The organism is Paraburkholderia sp. USG1, from assembly GCF_031570135.1.
In the GTDB taxonomy this organism is placed as follows: domain Bacteria; phylum Pseudomonadota; class Gammaproteobacteria; order Burkholderiales; family Burkholderiaceae; genus Paraburkholderia; species Paraburkholderia dioscoreae.
In genome coordinates this window covers 1-25,331 of record NZ_JAMWXW010000046.1, presented here as the reverse complement: position 1 = coordinate 25,331, position 25,331 = coordinate 1, and the positions used below count along the sequence as shown (strand labels likewise).

Here is a 25,331-nt window from a genome sequence, read left to right as displayed (position 1 = left end):
CCGGTGTGATTCCGATTGTTGAAAAGTCTTAACAACAGTATTAGATACTTCCTGCACAGAGATGCGCATCGACTCCCCTAAACTAGCGAACAGGTAGGGTCAATTAAAGCCGCCCGGACTGCGCGGGGCGGCGAGCTTACCGCGGAATGGATTGTTCAGCAACGAAGGGCAAGTGTTGTCTACACCATCGTAAACCGAGCCAGCGAGGGTCTAATGAGTGCTCTCTTTTCCTCTTCAGCCGTCGGCAGCCTGGAGCTGCCAAACCGCATTATCGTCTCCCCTATGTGCCAATATTGCGCGGTAGACGGGCTTGCGAATTCGTGGCATCTCTCACATCTCGGTGGCCTCGCTCAATCCGGCGCTGGCATGCTTTTCGTCGAAGCAACCGCCGTTGAACCTGCTGGACGCATCACACCCGGTTGCCTCGGTCTGTGGGATGATGCCACCGAGGCGGCTCTCCGACCGGTCGTGTCCGCGGTACGCGAGAACTCACCCATCGCTTTCGCGTTGCAGATAGGACATGCTGGACGGAAGGCCTCGAGCGCCGTTCCCTGGAAAGGCGGCGCACTGCTGCATAGCGAAGAGGGCGGTTGGACAACCATTGGACCATCGCCGGTGGCGCAGAAGGAGGGCGAAACGCTGCCGATGGCGCTGGACGCTGCCGGCCTTGTCAGAATCAAACATCTTTTCGTAGAGACAGCAAAACGCGCAGCTCGTCTGGGCTTCGATGCACTCGAAATACACGCCGCACACGGGTATCTACTTCACGAGTTTCTCTCGCCTATTTCGAATCAGCGAACGGACGAGTACGGCGGCTCGCTGGAGAATCGCATGCGGTTTGTGCTTGAAACGTACGACGCGGTCCGTGAGGCTTTTCCTGCCGACAAACCGGTCGGCGTCAAGATTTCTGCAACCGACTGGGTTGACGGCGGATGGGACCTCGAACAGTCTGTCGAGCTATCTAGCGCCCTCAAGGCAAAAGGTGTCGCGTGGATTACTGCGTCATCCGCGGGCATCTCGCCTTCGCAGAAAATCAAGGTCGGACCGAACTACCAGGTGCCGTTTGCCGAGCGGATTAAGGCTGAGACCGGCGTCACAACGGTGGCGGTCGGCCTCATTACCGAGCCGAAGCAGGCGGAGGACGTCATAGCGGATGGCAAGGCCGATTTTGTCGCGTTAGCGCGGGGAATGCTGTACGACCCACGATGGCCGTGGCATGCGGCCGCGGAGCTTGGAGGGGTGGTCGAAGCCGCGCCCCAGTATTGGCGTGCGCCGCCCCATGGATACGGCCGTGTTTTTGGCGACGTCGCGCATGGCGCGCGGTAAGCACATCAGTCGAACGTAACAGTGCAGGAGCACGAGATTATGCAAGCAATCGTGTTGACCCAAGTTAAGGTCGCGCGGCGACGGTACCGAGAGGGTTAGAGATGGACCGTCTCCAGGCAATGAAGGTCTTCACGCGTGTCGTGGAGACCAACAGTTTCACGCGTGCCGCGGATTCGCTTGGACTGCCGCGCGCATCCGTGAGCGTCATCGTTCAGCAACTGGAAACGTATCTCAAGGTCAGGCTGTTGCAACGAACGACGCGCCGACTGAATCTCACGCCGGATGGTGCGGCGTACTACGAGCGCTGTGTGAGGGTCCTCGCGGACATTGACGACATCGAAAGTTCTCTCGAGAACCGCGGCTTGACGCCACGAGGCAAGATTCGTGTCGACATGCCCAGTGCACTGGGACGCACTGTCCTGATGCCGCGCGTCCATGAGTTTCACGCCAGATATCCAGACGTCGAGCTGATGCTCGGATTCTCCGACAAGCCAGTTGACCTCATTCAGGAAGGGGTTGATTGCGTCATTCGCATTGGCGCTTTGCAGGACTCGACCCTGGTGGCGAGGCGGATTGGGCTATATCAGGGGGTTACTGTCGCCAGCCCCCGATATCTCGAGCAGTTCGGGACGCCACGTACAATCGAAGACCTGCAGAACCACACGGTAGTGAACTACTTCTGGGCAAGAACCGGCCGTTTCATGGAATTTACCTTTGACGTGGACGGGCACGCGATTGCAGTTCCGATGAAAGGACGAGTATCAGTCAACGATGCGGAGGCATATGTGGCTGGCGCCCTTGAAGGCATCGGCATCATCCAGGCAGCCCGATTCATGGCGTTGCCTCATATACAGGCGGGCAACCTGGTGGAATTGCTTGAGCAATGGAAGCCCATGCCAATGCCAATATCGGCCGTCTATCCGCACAACAGGCATCTCTCGCCAACGGTGCGCGTGTTCGTGGACTGGGTCGCGGAGCTATTTGGCACATGTGAGCTTTTCAGCGACTCTGCGGATAACGAACGCCTCTTGCGCAACCGCGCGTCGGGTTCAGTTAGCCAGAGTGGCTCCATTACGTTTCGCGATGATACGGAGCAACCGGTCGCGTGACCCCAGCGCTCTCCATTAGGAACGCTCTGCACATTGTCAATTGAGACTGAATTCTGTTTAGTGCAGTTATCGATTTATCACAGACAGCGCTCGGAAGAAAATTGCTATGTTGCTAATCGTTCGAGGACGTACTCACGTCAACTGACAATGTTCATTCAGACCGAGTTAGGACTCTGTATAGAGGACGTGCAAATAGTGGGGCACGCGCAGACCATTACGCTCCGGAGTTATAGACCTGCTGCAGGACGGTTTGCGGTCCCGATTATTCTCTACTTTCACGGTGGGGCGTTTACGTCTGGCGCGCTGGACGATGGCGATATCACGGCGTCTTTCATTGCAAAGGCAACGCCGGCATGGGTGGTATCCGTCGGATATTCGTTGGCGCCGCAGTTCCCATTCCCTCATGCAACGGAAGATGGCTATCGGGCGTTGCGCTGGGCGGTTTCGGAGGCTCGTGCACAACGCGCCGACCAGCGACGTGTCGGGTTGGCCGGTCACGATGCAGGCGGAAATCTGGCTACATGCGTTGCTGCCATTGCTCGTGACCGGTCAGAGGTGAAGATTGGAGCGCAGGTTCTGATTGCTCCGCTCCTCGACCCTAGCATGACGCGGGTGGCGGACCAGGTGGACGCCCACGCTACGTTTGACCTTGGCGCGTGTGCGCGATGCTATGCGGAGTATCTTCCGAGCCCGATGTTGCGCCTCCATCCGTATGCCGCACCGATAGAGTCGCGTCGACTGTGGGGACTACCGCCAGCGCTGATTTGCAGCGTGCAATCTGACCGACTGCATGTCGAGGCGGAAAGGTACGCGAGTGCACTTATCGCGGCAGGCGTACCGACGGAGGTGACGCGCTATCAAGGCACGTCAAGGCAGCACGCCGCGCATAACGATGCAACGCTGCGGGACATGGTCTCGTTTTTCCGCAAGCGGCTCGCCGGCGAACGTCGGCATCGAAGCCACAACGAGCGGTTTGACGACGAGTTAGACCTCTCCGAGAACACGTGATTGTCCCGTCTCCGGGATGTATCTGCCGATAAGCTACAGGAGGCGAGATGGATAGTATGGACCTTGAGGTACTCAGAACGGGAACACGGTGGCAGGGGGCAGGCCATCGCGTACTTCTGACGACTGTGGTCAAGACGTGGGGGTCCTCGCCGCGTCCCGAGGGCGCAATGCTGGCGATACGGGACGATGGCGCGGTGGTCGGCTCGGTGTCGGGTGGATGCATTGAAGACGACCTCATTGCCGCCGTGCGCGACAGAGGGATAACGGACCAGACGCCGCGTACGCTCAAATATGGTGTTACGGCTGAGGAGGCATGGAGATTCGGGCTGCCATGCGGCGGCACGATACAGCTCGTGCTAGAGCCACTCAATCACGCGAGCCAGTTGCGAGAGCTCTACGAGGCCGTGAGCAGCGGGAAGCTCGTCTCACGCACCCTGGACATGCGTACTGGCGCCGTTCGGCTTTCCGATGCGACACAAACGGATGGTTTGCATTTCAATGGCAAACGCCTTGTGACGATACACGGACCGCGTTATCGGATGCTTGTTATCGGCGCAGGCCAGCTCTCAAGATACCTGTGTTCGATGGCTGTCGGTCTGGACTATCAGGTGACCGTTTGCGACCCGCGGACCGAATACACCGACGAGTGGGATGTCCCGGGAATCCGGATTGTCCGTTCGATGCCAGACGATACGGTGATGGAAATGAGGCTCGACCGCCGGTCTGCCGTCATTGCGTTGACACACGACCCGAAGCTCGACGACCTTGCGCTCATGGAAGCGTTGCGTACTGACGCCTTCTACGTAGGGGCATTGGGCTCGCGAAGAAACAACGCCGCACGTCGCGAGCGACTTCAGGAATTTGATTTGACGGCGCATGACGTCGCTCGTTTACGCGGTCCGGTGGGGCTTTATATTGGAAGCCGGACGCCGCCAGAAATTGCCGTTTCCATCTTGGCGGAGGTGACGGCAGCGAAGAACGGCATCGCCATACCCGTTTCGGCAACAATAGATGGCGCGAAGTCTGTGCGTACGCTAGAGGCAGCGTGACATTCTTGCCGACGGTGACGGGGGCGCCCAGAATTGCTGGCACCCCCACAGGCTGTTAACTCTCTGAAGCGGCGAGCACAATATGCCTGCCGGTTTCAGAGGACGTCACCGCGGCGTTAATCAGCTCGTGCATTCGGACCGCATCCGAAAAATCGGGTGCCGTTTTCGTCCCGTCTCGAACGTCGTTCGAATATGCGGCATACAGCTCGGCAAGTTCGAGAACGGACGACGGTAGCTCAGATGGCGGCAATTGGTTATACGCATCCGGCACTGGCAAGACCTGTAAAGGAAGATTGTCTCCGCGAGCACCTTCAACTTTATAGTTATCTCCTGCGCCGCCGAATGCAGAGCGGTTTGTGATGCGCAGGTCGCCTTCGGTGCCAGTGATGTCGATTTGCACACCCGAACCATTACGCTTTCCGCCTTCGATGTGCACTGTCAACACTGCTTCGTCCGCAAGCCTGCCTGTCAGCACCATCTGGTCCGGAGTGCTGTTCGGCAACTTCTCGCCAGTCTCAATAATAGTTACTTCCTTAAACTGATTAACGACCAGCGCCGAGAGTTCATTCGGCCACCCGGTGCTGGCAAAAAGCATGTCGAGAAAGTGACCAGCGTAGATGGCAATTACACTTGAGAAGTTCTCGGGTGGCACGGTCCAGCGCAATGCAATGCTTCGCGACGGCTGAAAGTAATTCATGCTCACATGTATTCGGACCGAGCGTAACTTTCCGATATACCCTTGCTGGATGAGGTCGTGCACATAGCGGTTGTGCGGAGCGAGCCTCCGTTGTAGACCAACGATATGCCGTACATTCGCGGCATGCGCGAGGTCGACAAGTTCCTTTGAGATGTTGACGTCGTGCGTCAGTGGCCACTCACAATAGACGTTTTTGCCTGCAGCGATGGCTGCGCGAACGCCGTCTGCGTGTTGCGGCGCTGTCGTGAGAACGATTACCAGGTCGACATCGGGATGATTGACCAGGTCATCGACGGATTGCATGACGTGTTTGACGCCGTACTCGCGCGCGATATCGGCCGACACGCTTAGGCGCTGGCTATACACCGCGGTGATTTCATATTGGTGCAAAAGCTTAAGCACACGCAGGTGCCCGTGCTTTGCCCAGTTGCCCACGCCAATCAGTCCAACTCGTATCGTGGGACCTGGAGCAGTTGATGATTGAGATGTCATGGAACTATCTTGAAGTTGAGTTGTAAACGCGGAGGTGGCCGTCGGTAGCGGACCGACGTCCGGCCGAGAGTGATTGCCTAGTGGTCTCGCGCGGTCAGCTCTGCATCGCTCTGCTGGCGCAACTTCGCTACGTCCGCAGCATCGATATGAGACGGTTCAGAGCCGAAGCGGGCCGTAACGTAGTTCGATACGGCGGCGACTTCTGCATCGGTGAAGATTGCGCGGAAGGCCGGCATTCTCGCTCTGTCCTCGAGTCCCGGACCTGTACCAGCGAGCACCATTTGCGCCACATTCATCGCACTGGGGTCGTTGACTGCGCGTGACCCGGTCAATTGTGCTTCAGTGCGAATCGCGCCTTTACCGGTCCACGAGTGACAGCTTGCACAGGCACCCTCGAAGATTCTTTTGCCAATCGGATTGCCTCCCGGACCGCTCGAATGCACTGGTGATGCCGCATCGGCCAGGTGGTCAGGGATACTCTCGCTTTTGACGGCAGGAACCGACTTCAGGTAGGTCACCATCGCTGCAATGTCTGACGGTGTCATATACCTGAAACTAAGGTCGACGGCCTCCGCCATGGGACCACCTGCCGTACCGCGCCCCATTGCATGCCCCGACGAAAGGTAGCTTGCGAGCTCTTCCTGCGTCCAGTTCCCGATGCCCGTGCCCTTATCGGAGGTGATGTTGTACGCATTCCAACCTTCTGCCACACCGCCGGAAAACTTCAGGCGATTGTTGAGGGCCTGAAATGCGTTGCGCGGCGTGTGACATTCGCCACAATGTGCAGTTGCCTCCACGAGGTAGGCACCCCGGTTCCATTCTGCCGACTGACCGTCAACCGGCCTGAAACGGTCGTTGCTGTTGAACAGCATGGACCAGAAAAACATGAGCCATCGCTGGTCATAGGGGAACCGGAACGTGTTGGGCAGATTCTCGCTGTGTACGGGCTGCAGTGAGAACAGGTACGCCTTGATGGCCAGTACGTCTTCGTCTGTAAGCATCGTGTACGAAGCGTATGGAAAAGCCGGATATAGCCGTGTCCCGTCGCGGGCGACTCCCTGATGTACCGCACGCAGGAAATCTGCGTTCGTCCACTGCCCGATACCTGTCTCTTTATCGGACGTGATATTCGGCGTATACAGCGTGCCGAACGGCAGGGCAAAAGGACGCCCCCCTGCGAAAGGTTTGCCACCCTTCGCGGTGTGGCAAGCTTCGCAATCTGCTGCCTGGGTCAGGTAACGACCGCGCGTTAGCAGGTCTGCGCGCGCCAGTTCGACCGGTACACCGGTGGGAGCGCGGCCGTGATATGCGTCGAGGTCTACAGGCTTGCCGCTTGCGAACCCGGTCGGTCCCGGCTGCAACCAGACCCAGATTAGGACTGCCATCCCTGCGACTGCAACAATGGCTACCAGCCCGACGAGACTGTTGCGGACTGTTCTTGCCGTCATGTCGTTGCCTGCTTTTGAAGCAGTTTCGGACTGATAGGCATGCGCGTCAGTTGCACGCCAGTGGCCGCATACACAGCGTTCACGATTGCCGGCTGGACGATAACGGTGCCGGGTTCACCGATGCCGCCCGGCTTTTCCTTGCTATGAACGAAGTAAGTTTCGATTTTTGGTGTCTCGTCCAGTCTGAGAACACGATAATCGTGGAAATTGCTTTGCTGTATGCGGCCGTGGTCAATGGTGACCTGTCCATAGAGTACTGCTGCGACGCCAAATATCGTTCCGCCCTGAACCTGAGCCTCAAGTGTGTCGGGGTTGACAATGAGACCGACGTCCGACGCGGTTACCGTGCGCGTTACGCTTACGTTGCCATCTTCGGAGACTATCACCTCGGCGACACATGCGAGGAAGCTGCCGAAGCCGGAAAAGACGGCAATGCCACGGCCTACGCGGCTGCCTTGAGGAGCAGGTGGAAGTGGACGCGACCATCCCGCCTTTTCAGCCGCCAGATTGAGAACAGCAAGCGCGCGCGGATTGTTTTGCAACATCCGGCGGCGGAACTCCAGCGGGTCGACGTTGATTGAGTGCGCGATTTTTTCGACCAGGCTTTCGGTTGCGAACACGTTCGCGTTCGGACCGACTCCGCGCCAGAAACTCGTCGGTATAGGAGTCTCCTGGCGCACGTATTCAACATAGAGGTTGGGAATTCCGTAGGGCATGTCAACTGCGCCTTCGACAGCATCTAGGTCCACGTTTTTGATGAAGAATTCAGGGAGCCATCGAGCGAGAAGTGCGGGGCCAGTTACGCGGTGGTGCCACGCCAGAATCTTTCCGTCTTGCACTTTCGCACGCGCATGCATGTGATACATGGGACGGTAGTTTTCCTGCTGGATATCTTCCTCGCGCGTGTAGACCACTTTTACAGGACCGTTCACGTGCTTGCCAATACGCACGGCTTTGCTGATGCCGTCCATCTCGAGCCGCCGGCCAAAGCCCCCACCGATAATGTGATTGTGGATGGTTACCTGTTGGGCCTTCAGCCCCGCAGCTGCCGCGGCTGCATCGCGAGCTTTGCCGATTGCCTGCGTGCCGACCCATACGTCGCATGCATCAGGACGCACATGGACCGTACAGTTCATGGGCTCCATCGCCGCATGGGCGAGGAACGGCAACTCGTATGTGGCCTCGTAGACGCCGTCTCCACTGAGATGCGCGAGTGCATCTCCCGTCTTTTTGGCGGGCACACCTTGTCCTCCAGCACCTTTCTCGAGAGCGGCCCAGAGTTCGCTTTGTGAGAGGTTGGCGTTCGGGCCATCGTTCCACTTGATGGAGAGCGCTGCCAGTCCCTGCTTTGCGGCCCACATGTGGTCGCCTACGACCGCTACTAGGTCGTCGAGCACGACCACCTGGCGCACGCCAGGCACCTTCAGTGCTTTGCTGTCGTCGACTTGAGCCACCTTGCCGCCGAAGACCGGGCTGGATTTAAGGGTAGCGAACTTCATGCCGGGTAGCATGACATCGATGCCATATTGGGTCTTGCCGTTTACCTTGTCTGGCGTATCGATGCGCCGAACGGGCTTGCCGATGTAGCGAAAAGTTGCCTCGTCTTTCAGAGTAGGCGTCGCGGGCGGCTTAACAGTCGAGGCCTGGTCAACAAGCGCGCCGTATCGTACGGAGCGTCCTGTCGCGTCATGGACGACCATGCCGTCGTGCGTCCGAAGCGTTGCAGCTTCGACTTTCCACTGGCCCGCCGCAGCAGACATAAGCATGTAACGGGCGCTTGCGCCTGCTTTGCGCAGCGGCATGTACCAGCCCATAGTCGTGGTGGAGCCGCCTGTCAACTGTTCGATATAGATTGGATTGCCGTAGTGTTCCTGGTCAGGTGGCGCATGTTCCGTCTTGACGCGTGCGAAATCGATGTCGAGTTCTTCGGCCAGCATCATCGACATGGACGTGTAGACGCCTTGTCCCATCTCAACAGAGGGCATGATGAGCGTGACAGTGTCGTCGGGCGCGATACGGATGAACGCGTTGGGGGAAAACGTGGTGCCGGAGACAGACGGTGTGTTAGTCTGGGCGCCGCGTGTGACGACGTTGAATCCCAGCAGCAATCCGCCGCCTGCAACCATGCTTGCGCGCTGGATAAACCGCCGACGCGAGAGCCCGTCGGAGGAAAGCGCTTCGTTCTTTTCGTTGTGGTTCATTCTGCCGCCCCTCATGCCTTCGTCGCCGCGTGCTTAATGGCAGCTTCGATACGAACGTAAGTGCCGCAGCGACAGATGTTCCCGGACATTGCCGCACGGATGTCTTCGTCGGTAGGAGACGGATTGTTTGCAAGCAACGCGCTCGCAGACATAATTTGTCCCGACTGACAGTAGCCGCACTGAACCACCTCTTTCTCAAGCCAAGCCTGCTGGACTTTCTTACCTGCGGGCGTATCACTAATGCCCTCGATGGTCGTGATGGAACGTCCTACGGCAGCGCTGACCGGCAACTGGCACGAACGTATTGGCGCGCCGTCGAGATGGACGGTACAGGCGCCGCATTGAGCGATACCGCAGCCGAACTTCGTTCCCGTCATAGCGAGTACATCTCGCAGCACCCAAAGTAGAGGCATCTCAGGAGGAACATCAACTGATTTTGATATTCCGTTAATTTTTAGCGTTTGCATACCTGACCAGCCTCCAAGCTATCCACTGCGTTTTGCAGGTTGTGTTTGAAGAGTCGACTCGATGTCGTCTCGTAGAACAGCGGTTCTTTCCTACGTCGGGCGCACAGACGACGCGACCGGAAAAAATTTACTAACGCCGGTACATCCGGTCGAACCGATGGGATGATGCTATTGGTTCTTAGTTTAAGAAGGTCACCAAAACCTATATAGCGTGCATCTTCAAAAACACTTGTTATGTTTGACTAACAATGGAATCGCAGAAGCAAGTTGCTCCCGGTTGCGCGCCGCGCATGCCGGGAACAGGCAGGTCTTAAGGCTGAGCGGTGGTCTTTACCGGCGTCCAGGTGTCGAAGGGGATACGCGGTAGATGCAGGATGTCGGACGTGCGAACGTACGTATTTGCCTCCATGCGGCCGACCAGTTTGAGTTTGCGGGTGTCGATGTAGCACTTCTGGGCGTCGATGACCGCATCGTCCTTTACGAACATATGAACCACCTCGCCGAGGACAAGCGACCGCAGCGGGGAAAGAGGCACAATCTGAGTAAGGCGACACTCGAAAGCGACGTGGCTTTCAGCGATTCGGGGGGTTTCGATTTTCGTGGACTGCGCCGGCGTAAGGCCAGCTTCGGAAAACTCGCTGAAATGTGGCGGGAACTCGATAGCGGAGATGTTCATCTTGTCGAGGTTATCTTCGCTAACGAGATTGACGACGAATTCCTTGCGTAGACGGACGTTCGCTCCCGTATCCTTCAGGTCGGACTCTGAGCGGTGCAAAATCGAGAAGCCTAAAACAGCAGGGTCTTCGCCGAATACATTGAAGAACGAAAACGGTGCTGCATTCAATCTGCCGTCAGCGCCGACAGTTGAAACCCACGCAATGGGTCGTGGCGTAATGGTCGAGCCGAGGAGCTTGTACTGTTGCGTCCCGTCGAGCTTTTCAAAATCAAATTCCATGGGTTACCTCTCTACAATTAATCAAAGCGTGCAACCGTCTCTGACAACTTCTGCCACAACGGCAGGCCGCGCAGAATCGGGTAGACGTTGTGGGGGGTCAATAGTCGAACTCGACACGGTGCTTTTCTGCAAACTGGGACCATGTGGTTCCCGGGCGACCAAGGATTGATTCCATGACGGAGAACGGCGCACCAGGCTCGGGTTCCTTGCCCTCGGAATACAGGGCGTAATTCTCGTAGGCGGAGTACATGTATGCGTGGTCCGCGCCAGCAGCGAGTGCCTTCTCAAGGAATTCTCGGGCAGGGCGTGGCTCGTAGACGAACGGTTTCCCGATAACACCAGAGATTTCGTCGGCGACCTCGTTGTAGGTCTTCACATCGGAAGCAAGTCGGTAGACTTGTCCGGTGTGCTTTTCGATATCCGTCAGGCACGCAGCCGCCACGGCTGCCACGTCGTCGGTGTCGACCCAGCTAATGCGCGCGGCACCCACGTAGTGTCGAATCACTCCGTTGTCGACAGGACGAGACCCGCCATAGCCAAGAAGATTTTGCATAAAGATGTCGGGGCGAAGATGGGTGTACGAAAAACCCGCCCACTCAATGTAGCGCTCAACAAACTGCTGCCATCCCCAGTGTGCAACCTGGGTGTCGTCCGTTCCGCACGCGCCAAGATGCACGATGTGCTTGACTCCAGCCACTTTGGCGGCGTTCACAAAAGCCTTGCTTTGGCGAAACATGTCCACCGTATAACCGGTCATCATGAAGATGGTGTCGACGTCTTCCATCGCGGGTAATAGAGTCTCAACCCGGTCAAAGTCCAGAGGAACAGCGGACACGCCGAGAGAGGCGGCCTTTTCGGGCGAACGGACGCCAGCGATGACTTCGAGAGCGGAATTGTCACGAAGAAGGGAAACGAGTGCCGAGCCTACCTTGCCGGTCGCCCCGGTGACCAGGATTCTCGATTCGGGATTGCTCATGTTGAATCTCCAAAAAGCGATTGCTAATGCGACAGTGCATTCGCCGCAGTGTGTTCAGCGCAATGCCGGTCCGTCGGGAATGGATGTTACCTCAAAAACATACTACCGCGTATGTTGGTCTACCGTTGCTCAAGCTGGAGGCGCTATCGCCAAAGTCAAGGGCGCCGACGCTATGGCGGGACGTTCCGAGCCGGGATGACGGGAAAAATGCTGGGTTCAACGGCGATTTGCCTGCATTCGGTCAGCGTAGCGGCTAACCACAGTTCCATTGTTTGGTGGATTTGAAATCTGTATTTATCGATAAGGTATGACCCGACGCGGCACCCGCAGTAAAGTGGGGCCACGTGCTGGCGGTCCATGACGATGCGAGTGCGTCTTTCAACCGGGAGAACACCATGCCCTTGCTTCGCTTCGATATTCTCAAGGGACATTCTGAGTCACACATCCGGAACATGCTCGACGGCGCCCATCGTGCCGTCCTGACAGCGTTTGCTGTTCCGGAAAGGGACAGATATCAGATAGTGCAGGAACACGAGAAAAGTCGAATGGTGGTTCAAGACACCGGACTGGGCATTGTGCGTTCTCAGAATGCGGTGGTTGTCACAGTAGTCAGCCGGCCACGGTCGGAGGAATCAAAACGCTTGTTCTACGAGCAGTTGTGCAGCGAGCTTATGGAGTCGTGCGGTATCAACCCCGACGACGTTGTTGTGTCGTTCACCATCAACAGCGATGCAGACTGGAGCTTCGGCAAAGGGCGCGCTCAGTTCCTGACAGGTGAACTCTAGAGTCGGTCACAGTCCGCCCGGACCACGCGTCTGGATTGTTGGTTAAAGCTAAGAATTGTCTTCAGAATCTCCCTATCTATCTGTGCCACAGACGCTACTACACTTCGGTCAAGCAGCTAGGTCATGTGTCGAACGGCTTTAAGCCCAATGTGAATCGCTGCGTTGGTGCGAAACGCTCGTAATTTCGATACTTATCTAACTGTCGTAGTGAGAGGGCGCATGAATTTACCCATTGGCGAACCGGTCCAGATTAACGAGCGGCAGTTCGAGCTTATTGCTCAGGCGCTTTCTGCACCGAGGCGATATCAGATTCTGAAAGAGGTCGGCTCGACGAGTTCGCCTTATCCATGCACGGCCTTGCTTGCATCGCATGGCGTGACAGCGGCCACGCTTTCGCACCATATCAAGGAGCTGGAACGTGCGGGTCTGATTGAGATTGTTCGTGAAGGGAAATTCATGAAACTGCTCCTCAGGCGCGATGTTTTACATAGCTACCTTACGCAACTGTCTTCAATTTGAACGAGCGGGAGCGCTATGCAAGAGGTGTCGCCGTGCCGGGTTCCATCACGGCAGAGCGCATTCCATATCGCGCGGCACGCTACTCGACCATGCTGTGTGATAGTTCGATACTTGTCTAAACGTCGAACTGTCCGTTGGGATGGATTTAGATAGTCTTAATTCTGGACGGATTGTTATGCCAACACTTTTTGACCGTATCAAAATCGGGGATATTGAACTCAATAATCGTATCGTCATGGCGCCGTTGACTCGCTGCCGTGCTGAGGACCGGGTCCCCAACGCGCTCATGGCTCAATATTATGCGCAGCGCGCGTCCGCAGGTCTTATTTTGAGCGAGGCCGTCTCGGTCACGCCGATGGGCGTGGGCTATCCCGACACGCCCGGCATCTGGTCGGAAGAGCAGGTTGCAGCATGGAGTGGGGTTACGAAGGCGATTCATGAAGCTGGCGGCAAGATTTTCATGCAGATGTGGCACGTCGGACGCATCTCGCACCCCAAGTATCTCGACGGTAAGTCGCCGGTTGCTCCGAGCGCCATTGCGGCGCGCGGTCATGTGAGCCTGGTGCGTCCGAAGGAGCCCTACCCGGTTCCGCGCGCGTTGGAAACACAAGAAGTGGCGGAAGTCGTCGAAGCGTATCGCAAGGCTGCAGAGAACGCGAAGCGCGCCGGCTTTGATGGCGTACACGTACACGGCGCGAATGGCTACCTGCTCGACCAGTTCCTTCAGAGCACGACGAATAAGCGTACCGACCAATACGGTGGTTCGCGGGAGAACCGTGCGCGACTGCTGCTGGAAGTGGTCGATGCAGCTATCGGTGTTTTCGGCGCGGGTCGCGTCGGTGTTCACCTGGCACCGCGCGCAGACGCTGGGGAAGACGGCCACGTCGCACACGACATGGGCGACGACAATCTCGTCGAGACGTTCAAGTATGTTGCGCGTGAACTAGGTCGGCGCAAGATTGCGTTCATTTCGACGCGCGAGAAGGAAGGGCCCGATAGCATCGGGCCGGCGCTGAAGCAGGAGTTCGGTGGAGTTCACATTGCCGGTGAACTGTTCACGAAAGAAAGCGCGCAGGCGTCGCTAGACGCGGGCAAGGCCGATGCTGTTGCCTTTGGCATCCCGTTTATCGCGAATCCTGACCTGCCAGCACGTTTCAAGGCCAATGCCGAACTGAACAAACCACGTCGGGAGTACTACTACGTTCGCGGTCCGGTCGGTTATATCGATTACCCGACGATGGAAGAAGCAACGGCGTAAGCGATAAGTCTCCGGTGTCGCGCGACAGCATACAGAGTGTCGGTCGCCGGAGACTATCACGACCGGCAACGGAACAATCAGACTAAGCCGTGAACGGAGCGTCGGTCGCGACTCCGTTCTGTTTTTTTCCGCGAGTGCCGGAAGGGACGACACCTTCGTTACGTCTTAACGCCGTCTATTCATGCAGGGCAGTCTTTTCTAACTTCGTTTAGAAATATTGAATAGTTTTTTCTAGAAACATGAACGTGCTTAGCCCGATTCGGTCATTAGACTGTCGTAAAGAACGTATCCGATACCTGAGGCACGAACTTCTGACGGAGACCCGTTTGTAGTCGGCTTGTACCTCTGATTGGTTGACCCAGTGTCGAACGTTCTTTTGGCCTAATCCGATGCGTCCTGGACATGGGATTGTGCCTTCGTTGTCATCTACAAAAAGAGAGGTGCATATGAGGGTCGGCTTCGTGAGCGTAGGAGGGGGGGGGCGAGTTAATGCTGGCCAATATTCAGAAGCATGACTTGTCGATAATCGTGTCGCATCCCGATGAGCCATTTAAGAGGCGCGCCGTCGACCGCGGAGCGATAGCGGCTGCGTCGGCGCTGGAGGCGGCGGCTGAATCAGACATCGTGGTGACGCAAGTCCCGTCGATGGAAGCGCTGCGGCACGTCTATGAATCAGAGCAAGGAATCTTCGCTGGTGCGCGCGCCGGCACGACCATTGTCGATTGCAGTGCTGTTGCTCCTGAGTTCGCGCGCCAGTTGTCGGAACGGGCAAGAGCGATAGGTCTGCATCTCGCAGATGCACCGCCGTCTGGTGGATTGCACGATGCGCGGCTCGGAACCCTATCGTTCTCCGTCGGAGCGGACAGAAAGGTCTTCGACACAGTGCTGCCGGTCCTTAGGATGATGGGACGTTTTGCGCTCTATTGCGGTGGTCCCGGCTCGGGTCAAGCCGCACGGCTTTGCAATAGCGTACTTTGGGCTGTATCAGAGGCAGCGACCATTGAAGCCATGGCGCTCGGTGCGTCTCTTGGTATCGAGCCTTCAACTCTGGCGGCATTTATCAACGCTTGCAATGAACACTCCCGGGTATCGGGGGACCATGTCTCGCAAGTCTCCGGTCGAAAAGCTCCGGGGGAACCGCGCGAGCCTGACATCAGCATCGATATTGCCCTTCGAGACGTGTCCCTAGCCCTCGAAGCTGCAAACGAGTCCCGCCAGTCATTGATATTGACAACTGTCGTCCGGCAACTGCTCCGTAGTTCCGCCGAACGCGGATGGGGCGGAAAGAACTGCTCATGGTTGGGTCGCCTTTATCACGGGTCCGAACGCCCATCCTCCACGCCATCTTCGGATTGACGACCGGATAGGCATCGCGGGCAAATCATTTGGCATTGTTGGCGGATTTTGAATTCTGTAAGTGAAGGATTTGATTTATCCGCGAGGCTCTGGCGAGCAAACTGCATCTTGGAATGAGCGCGCATCGACGACGGCGTCGCTTGCGCGTCATGAGGTTTGCTCAAAATCTGATGCCTGCTTTGCAGGCACATATGTCAAAGGTGGGATATGTCGCGCGTCGTTACGTTTAGTGAGTATGGTGGCCCGGAAGTGCTCGAAATTAGGGATATCGATGTGCCTCAGCCGGGCCCGGCCGAAGTCAGAATCCGGGTTAAGGCAATCGGCCTAAATCGCGCGGAATCGATGTGGCGGTCAGGCAATTACGTCGAACCGGTCCGGCTACCGGCTCGACTTGGCTACGAATCGGCTGGTGAGGTAGAAGCAGTCGGAGCTGAAGTCCTGCATGTGGAGGTAGGGGACTCGGTCAGTACAGTCCCATCCTTTTCGCTGAACGATTACGGCATGTACGGGGAACTCGTGTTGGCGCCTGCACATGCCGTTGTCAGGCATGAGTCGTTCGTATCGTTCGAAGCCGCGACGGCAATCTGGAATCCGTTCATTACGCCCTACGGTGCTTTTGTCGAGTCGGGTCTGCTTCGCGCTGGCGATACCGTTCTGATTCCTGCCGCCTCCAGTTCAGTCGGCATCGGTGCTATCCAGCTGGCGAAGATGGTCGGCGCGGTACCGATTGCGTTGACAAGGACGAGCGCCAAGCGTGGGCGGTTGCTGGAAGAGGGCGCGGCGCATGTCATCGTCACGGACGAGCAGGACCTGGTCGCTGAAGTCTCCCGTATCACCGAAGGAAAAGGGGCGAAGTTTGCGTTTGAACCTGTGGGCGGTTCGAACTTTCCAAAGCTCGTCTCGGCAATGGCAGAGGAAGGGACTATCTTCGTCTACGGCGCGCTTTCGGAGGAGACGACCCCGCTGCCAATGTTAGACGTGCTTGCAAAACGTATAGTTATTCGCGGCTATAACCTGTTCGCCACGACGACCAACCCGGTCAGGCAAAAGGCGGCAGTCGATTTCATTTTCGATGGAATCAGGAAGGGCGCGCTCAAGCCTGTTATCGGCAAGCGATTTACTTTCGAACAGATTCAGGATGCACACCGGGAACTGGAGAAGAACCAGCACTTTGGGCGAATTGTGGTGTCTGTTTAGAACCTAGGTTGTCAATGAACCGCTAGTGTCGGTTCCGGAAAGACGAGCGCCGGAATGAGGTGGTCATTCTGGCGTTTTCGCTCGTCCGTGCGGACCGACAGTCGTGCCGCCCATCGCCGGCATCCTTCCCCGAAACGCCCCATTGGCGTCGCACTGGTTGTGCTGCCCCGCGATGCGTCTGCCTGTGGCGAACGACCGGACGGTACCAGGTGACATACCAGCATCCAATTGCGAACAAAGAAAATACCGGGTAGTATGTTTTTGGGGCGAGCTGTTTTGTGTCATGCACACAGCAAGAGATAGCAGCCCGGGTGCATGCCGCGGGCATGCGAAAGCCGGCACAGGTAATTTTCAATGTTCGCAACTATTCGTAGCAGGCTGCTCGCGGTCTGCGTAGTAATTGTCGTTGGCGCGTTGGTAACGAATGCTGCCATCAATTATCTGATTTCGCGGTTCTATGGCGAGCAAGCCATGGAGGCGAGTCTGGAGGCGGTATCCGCCGGTCATGTTGCAGGTATCGCCGATTGGATTGCACTGAAGAGCAGGATGATTGAGTCGTTGCAGGGTGCGGTTCTCGACGCGAATCCGCTTCCGGCACTGGAGACGGTCGCAAAGGCAGGCGATTTCGGCAACGTGTGGATAGGTCGCGCGGACAAGACCTCGCTGTTTTCGGACCCCAAGGGTATCCCTGCGGATTATGACCCGACTACCCGTCCGTGGTACCAAGACGCAGTGCGGGCGCGCCGTGCGGTAGTGAGCCGGCCGTACCTGAACATCGCTGATGGGCAACTAGTTGTCGCATTCGCTGTGCCCGTCTTCGTGAATGGCGACATCAAGGGAGTCGTTGCAGGCAACGTCTCAATGAGCGCAATCAGCGCCAACGTCAACGCAATTCATCCCACGCCTTCTAGCTACGGACTATTGCTTGATGGAAGCGGTACGGTTATCGCGTACAGGGACGCCAGTCTGATTGGAAAGCCTCTGTCGGCCCTAATTCCCGGATTCAACGACGGAGATTTCGTCGGTAGCAAGACCGTTCAGCGCGTATTGATTGATGGCGTGCCAAAGTTGGTCCGCGCCACGCCCGTTCCTGGTACCGACTGGCATGCCGTAGTTGCGCTGGACGAAGCCGAAGCGACTGTGGCAGTCCGGAGTCAGGTCATGTCGGCAATCGCTTGCCTGGTGGTGCTCGCCGCAGTAGCTGGGGTATTGATGTACGGGGCCACCACACTGTCGTTGAGGCCACTGCGGCGCATCCGTGACGCCATGCAGGAAATTAGTTCCGGCAACGGCGACTTGACACGACGACTGCCTGTGAACGGTCATGACGAGGTCGCGCAGATTTCGCGGTCCTTCAATAATTTTGTTGACGAGATTTTTTTGGTCTTGCGCCAGGTTCGTGGAACAAGTGACGCATTAAGACTTGCGGCAGACGAGATGGCCGCAGCAAATAGTGACCTTTCACGACGCACCGAGTCCGCTGCGGCGAGCCTGGAGGAAACTGCAGCGTCGATTGAGGAAATCACGTCGACTGTCGTGCACGCGGCCGGTGCGGCCCGGCAGGGCAACAAGAAGTCATCGAACGCGTCGGATATCGCCGGGAAAGGCGGTGACGTGGTCACGGCCGCGATTCGGAGCATGGGTCGAATCGAAACTGCATCGGGAAGAATTGGCGACATCATTGGCGTCATTGAAGGCATTGCTTTCCAGACCAACATTCTTGCGCTCAACGCTGCTGTCGAAGCCGCGCGAGCTGGAGAGCAGGGCAGAGGTTTCGCGGTCGTGGCGAGTGAAGTCCGTAGCCTGGCACAACGGAGCGCGCAGGCGGCGAAAGAAATCAAAACGCTGATTGGTGAGACCACGCATTCAATCGGCGACGGAGTCGACCAGGTGGGCAGGACAGGCAAGACTATTGATGTGATTGTTGAATCGGTGAACGATGTAACAACAATCATGAGCGAAATCAGCGTCGCAGCCGACGAGCAGCAACGCGGCATTCAAGAGTTGAACGTCGCCATCGCTCAACTCGACGAGATGGTCCAGCAGAACGCTGCACTCGTCGAGCAGTCTGCAGCTGCATCGGTTTCGCTTCAATCGCAGGCGAACGACCTTGCGCGGACCGTAGGTCGGTTTCAACTTGGATAGATACAGGCGTCACCATGGCGCGAGAGGGATTCGCCGGCATTCACATCGTGGATGCTGTGCAGGAATCCCTAAGCAATAGGCCGGGCGGCTTTATCCGCCTCGTCTGGTGGCTGCTTCTTTAACCAAAGGTAACGAGGTGATGATGTCCAACCCGCGCTGGAAGCAGCGACCCGAAGGTTCGAACTGGGGCAATTTCGGAGAGAACGACCAGCTCGGCCGTCTCAATCTTCTGACCCCTGAGAAAGTCAGACAAGGTGTGCAGGAAGTATACGATGGAAAGTCGTTCAGCTTGAGTCTTCCACTCGATTATCCGGGCGGCAGCGCGCTGAATCCCAACCGGCATCCTCCCGTTCTACGCCCTACGCTCAGACGAGGGCTGGTCAATTTCAACTGTCTGCTTGGAGACCTGGAGGAAGGAAGGCCCGACGTCCTCTCGGATGACCTGGCCATTTTGCATCTGCAATATTCGACGCAATGGGATGGTCTCGCCCACGCGGGGTCGATGTTTGATGCTAACGGCGACGGGTTGCCCGAGCCGGTCTATTACAACGGCTACCGTGCAGGCAGAGAGATTATCGGACCGGCAAGTCCCGATGATGCAGGGGTTGCATCGGGTGCGGGCCAAGCGAGCACATCCTCGGCTAAAGCACTAGGAATTGAGAACATGGCTGCTACCTCCGTTCAGGGGCGAGCAGCAATGATTGATTTGCACGCCCACTTTGGTAACGAGCGAAAACTCGTTGGATATGACGAGCTGATGCGCGTCATGGAAGCTGACCGAGTGGAAGTCGAGAAGGGCGATATTGTTTGCTTGCATACCGGCTTCGCGGAAGTCGTGCTCGCGATGCAGAAGCGACCGGACCCGGAGGTGCTTTCGGCTAGTTGCTCGGTGCTGGACGGGCGCGATGAACGCCTCCTTCAATGGATTACGGACTCGAACCTGGCCGCTATCGCCGCTGACAACTATGCGGTGGAGGCTCATCCTGCGCGTGCAGCCGACGCGTGCTGCGCAGCGCTTCCTCTTCACGAGCACTGTCTTTTCAAGCTGGGTGTACACCTCGGCGAACTGTGGCACCTGACGCCCCTCGCCAACTGGCTGCGAGCACGAGGTCGTTACCGATTTCTGCTGACCGCGCCACCGTTGAATCTTCCGGGAGCGATTGCATCCCCGGTTACGCCCGTTGCGACGGTGTGAGGCCGGCGTAGCGTCTATATGTGTGTGAGAAATGCAGGAATAGAGAATGGCTAAAGAACGAGTGTTGATTACAGGTGGTGCGTCGGGTATCGGCGCGGCCACTGCGGAGCGCTGCTTTGAGGATGGGTTCGACCCCGTTGTGATAGACCGGGTCGGTACGGGCATTCGCGCTGACCTTACCGACCCCGGTGAAACCGCAAGGGCGCTTGAGGAAGCCTTGAAGGGCGGACCCATCACACGGTTGGTGAACAACGTTGGAGTCGTGTGTCCAGCTCCGCTCGAGGAACAGACGCTCGCCGAACTTGAGCTAGCCTGGGCGCTCAATGTCCGGTGCTCAATGCTTTGCATGCAGGCGTTGCTGCCTGGGATGAAGCAGCAAGAGTTTGGCCGCATCGTGAACATGTCGTCCCGTGCCGCGTTGGGGAAGGAACTCCGCTCGGCCTATGCGGCGACAAAGGCTGGACTTCTGGGACTGACACGTGTCTGGGCGCTCGAGTTGGGCAAGCACGGCATTACGGTCAATGCGGTTGGACCGGGTCCAATCAGCACCGAACTCTTCAACCGTGCAAATCCGCCAGACAGCCCCCGGACGAAGGCAATCATCGATGCAGTACCGGTTAAGCGGGTCGGCACGCCGGGTGACGTAGCCAATGCCGTCTCATTCTTCCTGGATGACCAAAGTGGTTTCGTGACGGGGCAAACCCTGTACGTATGCGGTGGTATGACTGTGGGTGTTGCGGGAGTGTGAAGTGGTGAGTGAGCTCAATGAACGGGTAACAGGTCGTGCCGTCGGGATTGTGGGCGCGGGAAGTATTGGCGTGGCTTTCGCGCTTGTCTTTGCGCGGGCCGGTTGGCGCGTCCATCTGCACGACCCGGACGCTGCACGACGTGCGCTGGTAGTTGGCGAAATCGGGACGCGCGCAGATGCGCTGCGGTCGTTCAATCTGGTTGATGAGAACACCGACATGCTTGTCGGACGGGTCGTTGTCAATGAACGGCTGGAAGATGCGGTATGCAGTGTCGAACTGGTAATTGAATGCGCGCCGGAGAAGGTGGAGTTGAAGCGTGCATTGTTCGCGAGTCTGGACGTTCTTGCGCCCAAAGACGCGATTCTGGCAAGCGCTTCGTCTGCAATCCCTGTCTCGTCATACGCGGCCGAACTCGACGGACGTGGGCGTTGCCTTGTTGCGCACCCCGGGAATCCGCCTTATCTCATCCCGGTTATCGAACTGGTGCCGGCGGACTTCACTGCGCCAGAGGTGGTGCAGCGCGCGAAGGAGGTGTTCGCCTCGGCCCATATGCGTCCTGTCACGGTGCAGAAAGAGGTGGAGGGCTTCATCTTCAACCGTCTTCAGGGCGCAGTGCTGCGTGAGGCTTACTGCCTTGTGCGCGACGGCGTTGCGACGGTGGAAGACATCGACTTGGTGATGAGAGACGGCGTTGGTCTACGGTGGTCTGTCATTGGTCCATTTGAAACCGTTGACCTCAACACCCGGGGTGGCATCGTCTCGCACGCCGAGAAGATGGGGCCAGCGTACGCAAGGATGGGTGCGGAGCGAGGCCAGAACGACCCGTGGACGCCGGACCTGGTTGCAAAGGTCGACGCAGCCCGGCGAAATCAGGTGCCGCTGGACGAGTGGGAGTCACGCGTCGCATGGAGAGACCTGCAGTTGATGCGCATCCTGCGGGACCGCAACAGAGCCGAAAAGGCGGGGCAGGATTAAGGAACGATTCAAGGAGTGCGCGAGGACGATGCGCTGCTTTGGTGTCATACCCACGGCAGTCCGCATCGCCGTAGGCATTCGAGGAGATATTCGAGATGTCGAAGGTTACGAGCTTTTTTACTGAGCTCATGAGAAGGTATTTGCCCGACCCTTTCGTGTTTGCTATCGGGCTGACGCTGCTTACACTACTGCTCGCGATGGTGGTCCAGCATCAGGGTTTCCTTGCCGTGACGTCGAGTTGGGGTAAGGGATTCTGGAGCCTACTTGCATTCACGACCCAGATGGCGGTCATTCTGGTGATGGGCTATGTACTGGCGACCGCTCCATTTACCGACCGGTTGCTGAACGCAATCGTCGGCGGTGTTACTACGCCTCGTACTGCGATTGTAGTTGCGACGCTGGTTGGAGCCGTAGGTAGCTACCTGAATTGGGGCTTTGGGCTTGTCATCGGCGGCGTAATTGCAAAGAAACTCGCGACGAACATCAAGGGTGTGCACTATCCGTTGATTATCGCTTCGGCGTACAGCGGCTTCACGCTCTATGGCCTCGGCCTCTCGGCGAGCATCCCGGTACTCATCTCAACCAAGGGGCACCCGCTGGAAGCACAAATGGGTGTGGTCCCGTTGTCGCAGACAATCTTCTCCTTACCCATGCTAGTGACAAGCGGAGTGTTGCTCGTGACATTGCCTTTGCTGAATGCGTGGCTTCATCCGAAGGCGAACGAACGCGTCATCGAGGCACCTCGAAATAACAACGAGCCAGCTGGTGGCGGCGAGGTTGACCTTGGTACGCTATTCGGGCTGAACACGCTTGCGACACGTCTGAATAATTGTCGCTGGTTGAGCTATGCGATTGCCGCGATAGGGCTCGTCTACGTGGTCAATTTCTTCCGCACAGGCGGCTCGCTGGACCTGAACCTCATCAATTTCATCATTCTCTTTCTTGGAATCTTTCTCCTTGGAACTCCCGCGAAGTACGTGGAGCAGCTCAATGAGGGCATCAAGACCGTAGCGGGAATTGTGCTTCAGTATCCGTTCTACGCAGGCATCATGGCCGTGATGGCCTCGTCTGGACTTGTCAATACGATATCGAAGGTATTCGTAGGCGTCGCAACACCGTCAACTTTGCCTTTCTGGGGCTTGGTCAGCTCGTTTGTCATCAATTTCTTCGCCCCGTCAGGCGGCGGACATTGGGTGATTCAAGGTCCGTTCATGGTCGATGCCGCGAAGGCTATCGGGGCATCTATTCCCCATACCGCAATGTCCGTCATGCTGGGCAACGCATGCAACGACATGATTCAACCGTTCTGGATATTGCCGGCGCTCGCTCTTTCGAAGCTGAAACTGAAGGACATCATGGGCTACACGGTCGTCATGATGTTCTGGATTGGACTCGTGTACACGGCAGCCATCATCCTTTGGCGTTGATGCAAAACGATGTAATCGTCCGCGGCGGGTGCGCTCCCGCCGCGTTGGTTATCTGTTTCCTGAAGCAACTACATAACAAATTGGGCGGCGGTAACCGGCGCCCAAAAGCTCGGGATTGTTTGCCAAACCTAAGGACTGTTTTGAAAATCGACGGGACAAATTCTCGAATACAAGCATATACACTCCGCTCCATTGATGTCGCAGCCAAGCCAGCATTGCTGCGGTTTCACCCCTGAACCTGAAAGTCAATGGAGTTACGCATGTTCCGTAAATCTAGCCTTTTCATGCTTTCGACCCTGGCGGTGCTGTCGGCACCGGTATTCGCGAGTGGTCTGGGTCCGGCGCCTCACTACGACCCGCGTCTTGGCGCACCAGCGTCACAACGTGGTCCGTCTGCTCAAACTCTTGCCGCCGAGGCTCAGCAGTCTGCTTTGACGGTTAACGCCGTTGGCGGCACGACCAACGTGACGTCCGAGGCAGGCCGCCCCAACACGCAGCCCCACGACGCCAAGGTCCAGGACAACCAGTAATCGACGTTTCCGTAAATCACGAGTTGCCGGCTGGGCGCGTACCGAGTTGCGCACCGACCTTGCCGGGGCAAATCGCCAATCATTTTCTTCTTGAGGTAAATCATGTCCAAGCTATTCTCTGAAGTCAAAGTCGGTCCCTACACGTTCTCGCACCGTGTCGTTCTGGCGCCGCTGACCCGTATGCGTGCCGAAGACGGTGCGATTCCTGGCCCGCTCATGGCTGAGTATTACGCACAACGCACGTCGGCTGGCGCATTCCTGATTGCTGAAGCGACCATCGCTGCGGCGAACGGCAATGGCTATCTGGGCGCACCTGGTTTGTATGACGACAGCCAGATTGCTGGCTGGAAACTGGTGACCGACACGGTACACGCGAAGGGCGGGAAGATTTTCCTCCAGCTGTACCACGCTGGTCGCCAGTCGAACTCGGAACTGCAGCCTGATGGCGGTCGCCCGGTTGGTCCCTCGGAAGTGCCTCACGGCGGCGTTGCATACACGAACGCTGGCTGGGTGCCGAATACGCCTAACCGCGCGCTGGAAACTCACGAAATCCCGGGTATCGTCGAAAGCTTCCGTACGGCAGCCGCGCGCGGTGTCGCGGCTGGTTTCGATGGCATCGAACTGCACGCTGCAAACGGGTATCTCTTCGACCAGTTCCTGCAGGACGGGAGTAACAAGCGTACCGATATCTATGGCGGCTCGTTCGAGAACCGCGCGCGTCTCCTGCTGGAAGCAACTCGTGCCGTCATCTCGGTGTGGGGTAGCGACAAGGTCGCAGTGCGCATCGGACCGAGCGGAAGCTGGGGCGACATGTCGGATAGCGACCCTGTCGGTCTCTTCACGTACGTCGCGCAAGAACTCGCGAAGCTGAATCTGGCATATCTGCACCTCATCGAACCGCGTGTTCTGGGCAACGTCGACGACGAGAACGCCGACCCGAATCCGATTGCGGCGCAGCTGATTCGCAAGCACTACGCGGGCACCATCATTGCGGCGGGCGGATTCAGCGGCGATACCGCTGAAGCAATTGTGAAGGCTGGCGACGCTGACCTCGTCGCATTCGGACGTCACTTCATTTCGAATCCGGACCTTCCGGAGCGACTCCGCCACAAGCTGCCGCTCAATCCGTACGACCGCCCGACGTTCTTTGGTGGCACGGATATCGGCTACACCGACTACCCGTCCTACAAGACTGAGGCTGAAGTTGTAGCCTAAGACTGGAACGCGCAGTAGATAAGGGGGTTGCCCAAAAAGCAGCCCCTTTTCTTATGCCTGTGAGTTGTGAAAGCCTAGGTGTCAGGGCTTTTTTGACCGCTTGCAAGCTTTCGCAGGCGCGAAGGACCGTAAGCACCCGGTGAAGTCATCTTGATTGGCTGGGGAGCGAGAGCGAGGATCGTGTCCATCTAAATTTTGAAATGGACAGATGTACACGATGGACGAGACCGGGGTGATGCAGGAGGTTGTGCA

At 57.4% G+C, this 25,331-nt stretch carries 22 protein-coding genes; 16 read left to right on the top strand and 6 right to left on the bottom strand.

The window, feature by feature from the left end:
• The first annotated feature begins 213 nt into the window (after window positions 1-213).
• The 4 genes from NE850_RS36535 to NE850_RS36520 all read left to right on the top strand — a co-directional run bounded on the left by NE850_RS36535 (window position 214) and on the right by NE850_RS36520 (window position 4,492).
• Window positions 214-1,326, top strand: coding sequence for an NADH:flavin oxidoreductase/NADH oxidase (locus NE850_RS36535; RefSeq protein WP_310700185.1), 1,113 nt, complete (start codon window positions 214-216; stop codon window positions 1,324-1,326).
• Between the two features lie 101 nt (window positions 1,327-1,427).
• On the top strand, window positions 1,428-2,435 hold the full coding sequence (locus NE850_RS36530; RefSeq protein WP_310700184.1) for a LysR family transcriptional regulator: 1,008 nt from the start codon (window positions 1,428-1,430) through the stop codon (window positions 2,433-2,435).
• Between the two features lie 147 nt (window positions 2,436-2,582).
• A complete protein-coding gene (locus NE850_RS36525; RefSeq protein WP_310700183.1) occupies window positions 2,583-3,443 on the top strand; it encodes an alpha/beta hydrolase in 861 nt (286 codons plus the stop codon).
• A gap of 47 nt (window positions 3,444-3,490) precedes the next feature.
• Window positions 3,491-4,492 carry an XdhC family protein gene (locus tag NE850_RS36520; RefSeq protein WP_310700182.1) on the top strand — a complete coding sequence of 334 codons (1,002 nt, stop codon included), beginning with the start codon at window positions 3,491-3,493 and terminating at the stop codon, window positions 4,490-4,492.
• A 55-nt stretch (window positions 4,493-4,547) separates the two neighbouring features.
• On the opposite strand, the gene NE850_RS36515 is transcribed toward NE850_RS36520, so the two are convergent.
• The 6 genes from NE850_RS36515 to NE850_RS36490 form a co-directional block, all read right to left on the bottom strand.
• Complete coding sequence (locus NE850_RS36515) at window positions 4,548-5,681, bottom strand: Gfo/Idh/MocA family oxidoreductase (RefSeq protein WP_310700181.1); 1,134 nt, start codon at window positions 5,679-5,681, stop codon at window positions 4,548-4,550.
• Between the two features lie 77 nt (window positions 5,682-5,758).
• Window positions 5,759-7,129: a cytochrome c gene (locus NE850_RS36510; RefSeq protein WP_310700180.1), complete on the bottom strand. Its 1,371-nt coding sequence runs from the start codon at window positions 7,127-7,129 to the stop codon at window positions 5,759-5,761.
• Window positions 7,126-9,330 (bottom strand): molybdopterin cofactor-binding domain-containing protein, encoded by a 2,205-nt coding sequence (locus tag NE850_RS36505; RefSeq protein WP_310700179.1) that lies wholly within the window; start codon window positions 9,328-9,330, stop codon window positions 7,126-7,128. Before NE850_RS36505 ends, NE850_RS36510 begins: the two co-directional genes overlap by 4 nt.
• A gap of 11 nt (window positions 9,331-9,341) precedes the next feature.
• Entirely contained in the window at window positions 9,342-9,797 is a 456-nt protein-coding gene (locus NE850_RS36500; RefSeq protein WP_310700178.1) for a 2Fe-2S iron-sulfur cluster-binding protein, read from the bottom strand.
• Window positions 9,798-10,107: 310 nt separating this feature from the next.
• Window positions 10,108-10,752 carry a flavin reductase family protein gene (locus NE850_RS36495; RefSeq protein WP_310700177.1) on the bottom strand — a complete coding sequence of 215 codons (645 nt, stop codon included), beginning with the start codon at window positions 10,750-10,752 and terminating at the stop codon, window positions 10,108-10,110.
• 97 nt (window positions 10,753-10,849) lie between these two features.
• Window positions 10,850-11,728, bottom strand: a complete 879-nt coding sequence (locus tag NE850_RS36490; protein WP_310700176.1) for an NmrA family NAD(P)-binding protein — start codon at window positions 11,726-11,728, stop codon at window positions 10,850-10,852.
• A gap of 395 nt (window positions 11,729-12,123) precedes the next feature.
• Here NE850_RS36490 and NE850_RS36485 point away from each other — a divergent pair, with 395 nt between their 5' ends.
• From NE850_RS36485 to NE850_RS36430, 12 genes are all read left to right on the top strand, one after another.
• Window positions 12,124-12,513: a tautomerase family protein gene (locus tag NE850_RS36485; RefSeq protein ID WP_310700175.1), complete on the top strand. Its 390-nt coding sequence runs from the start codon at window positions 12,124-12,126 to the stop codon at window positions 12,511-12,513.
• A 219-nt stretch (window positions 12,514-12,732) separates the two neighbouring features.
• On the top strand, window positions 12,733-13,032 hold the full coding sequence (locus NE850_RS36480) for a helix-turn-helix domain-containing protein (RefSeq protein WP_310700174.1): 300 nt from the start codon (window positions 12,733-12,735) through the stop codon (window positions 13,030-13,032).
• Between the two features lie 175 nt (window positions 13,033-13,207).
• Window positions 13,208-14,290 (top strand): alkene reductase, encoded by a 1,083-nt coding sequence (locus NE850_RS36475; RefSeq protein WP_310700173.1) that lies wholly within the window; start codon window positions 13,208-13,210, stop codon window positions 14,288-14,290.
• Between the two features lie 489 nt (window positions 14,291-14,779).
• On the top strand, window positions 14,780-15,646 hold the full coding sequence (locus NE850_RS36470; protein WP_310700172.1) for an NAD(P)-binding domain-containing protein: 867 nt from the start codon (window positions 14,780-14,782) through the stop codon (window positions 15,644-15,646).
• A 207-nt stretch (window positions 15,647-15,853) separates the two neighbouring features.
• Window positions 15,854-16,843 (top strand): zinc-dependent alcohol dehydrogenase family protein, encoded by a 990-nt coding sequence (locus tag NE850_RS36465; protein ID WP_310700171.1) that lies wholly within the window; start codon window positions 15,854-15,856, stop codon window positions 16,841-16,843.
• Between the two features lie 354 nt (window positions 16,844-17,197).
• A complete protein-coding gene (locus NE850_RS36460) occupies window positions 17,198-18,988 on the top strand; it encodes a methyl-accepting chemotaxis protein (protein ID WP_310700170.1) in 1,791 nt (596 codons plus the stop codon).
• Between the two features lie 142 nt (window positions 18,989-19,130).
• Window positions 19,131-20,183, top strand: a complete 1,053-nt coding sequence (locus NE850_RS36455; protein ID WP_310700214.1) for a cyclase family protein — start codon at window positions 19,131-19,133, stop codon at window positions 20,181-20,183.
• Window positions 20,184-20,229: 46 nt separating this feature from the next.
• The gene (locus NE850_RS36450) at window positions 20,230-20,931 is read left to right on the top strand and encodes an SDR family oxidoreductase (protein ID WP_310700169.1); all 702 of its coding nucleotides are present in this window, start codon (window positions 20,230-20,232) and stop codon (window positions 20,929-20,931) included.
• 4 nt (window positions 20,932-20,935) lie between these two features.
• The gene (locus NE850_RS36445; protein WP_310700168.1) at window positions 20,936-21,907 is read left to right on the top strand and encodes a 3-hydroxyacyl-CoA dehydrogenase; all 972 of its coding nucleotides are present in this window, start codon (window positions 20,936-20,938) and stop codon (window positions 21,905-21,907) included.
• Window positions 21,908-22,002: 95 nt separating this feature from the next.
• A complete protein-coding gene (locus NE850_RS36440; RefSeq protein WP_310700167.1) occupies window positions 22,003-23,334 on the top strand; it encodes a TIGR00366 family protein in 1,332 nt (443 codons plus the stop codon).
• Window positions 23,335-23,594: 260 nt separating this feature from the next.
• On the top strand, window positions 23,595-23,864 hold the full coding sequence (locus NE850_RS36435) for a hypothetical protein (RefSeq protein WP_310700166.1): 270 nt from the start codon (window positions 23,595-23,597) through the stop codon (window positions 23,862-23,864).
• Between the two features lie 102 nt (window positions 23,865-23,966).
• Complete coding sequence (locus tag NE850_RS36430; protein ID WP_310700165.1) at window positions 23,967-25,079, top strand: alkene reductase; 1,113 nt, start codon at window positions 23,967-23,969, stop codon at window positions 25,077-25,079.
• Window positions 25,080-25,331 lie beyond the last annotated feature (252 nt).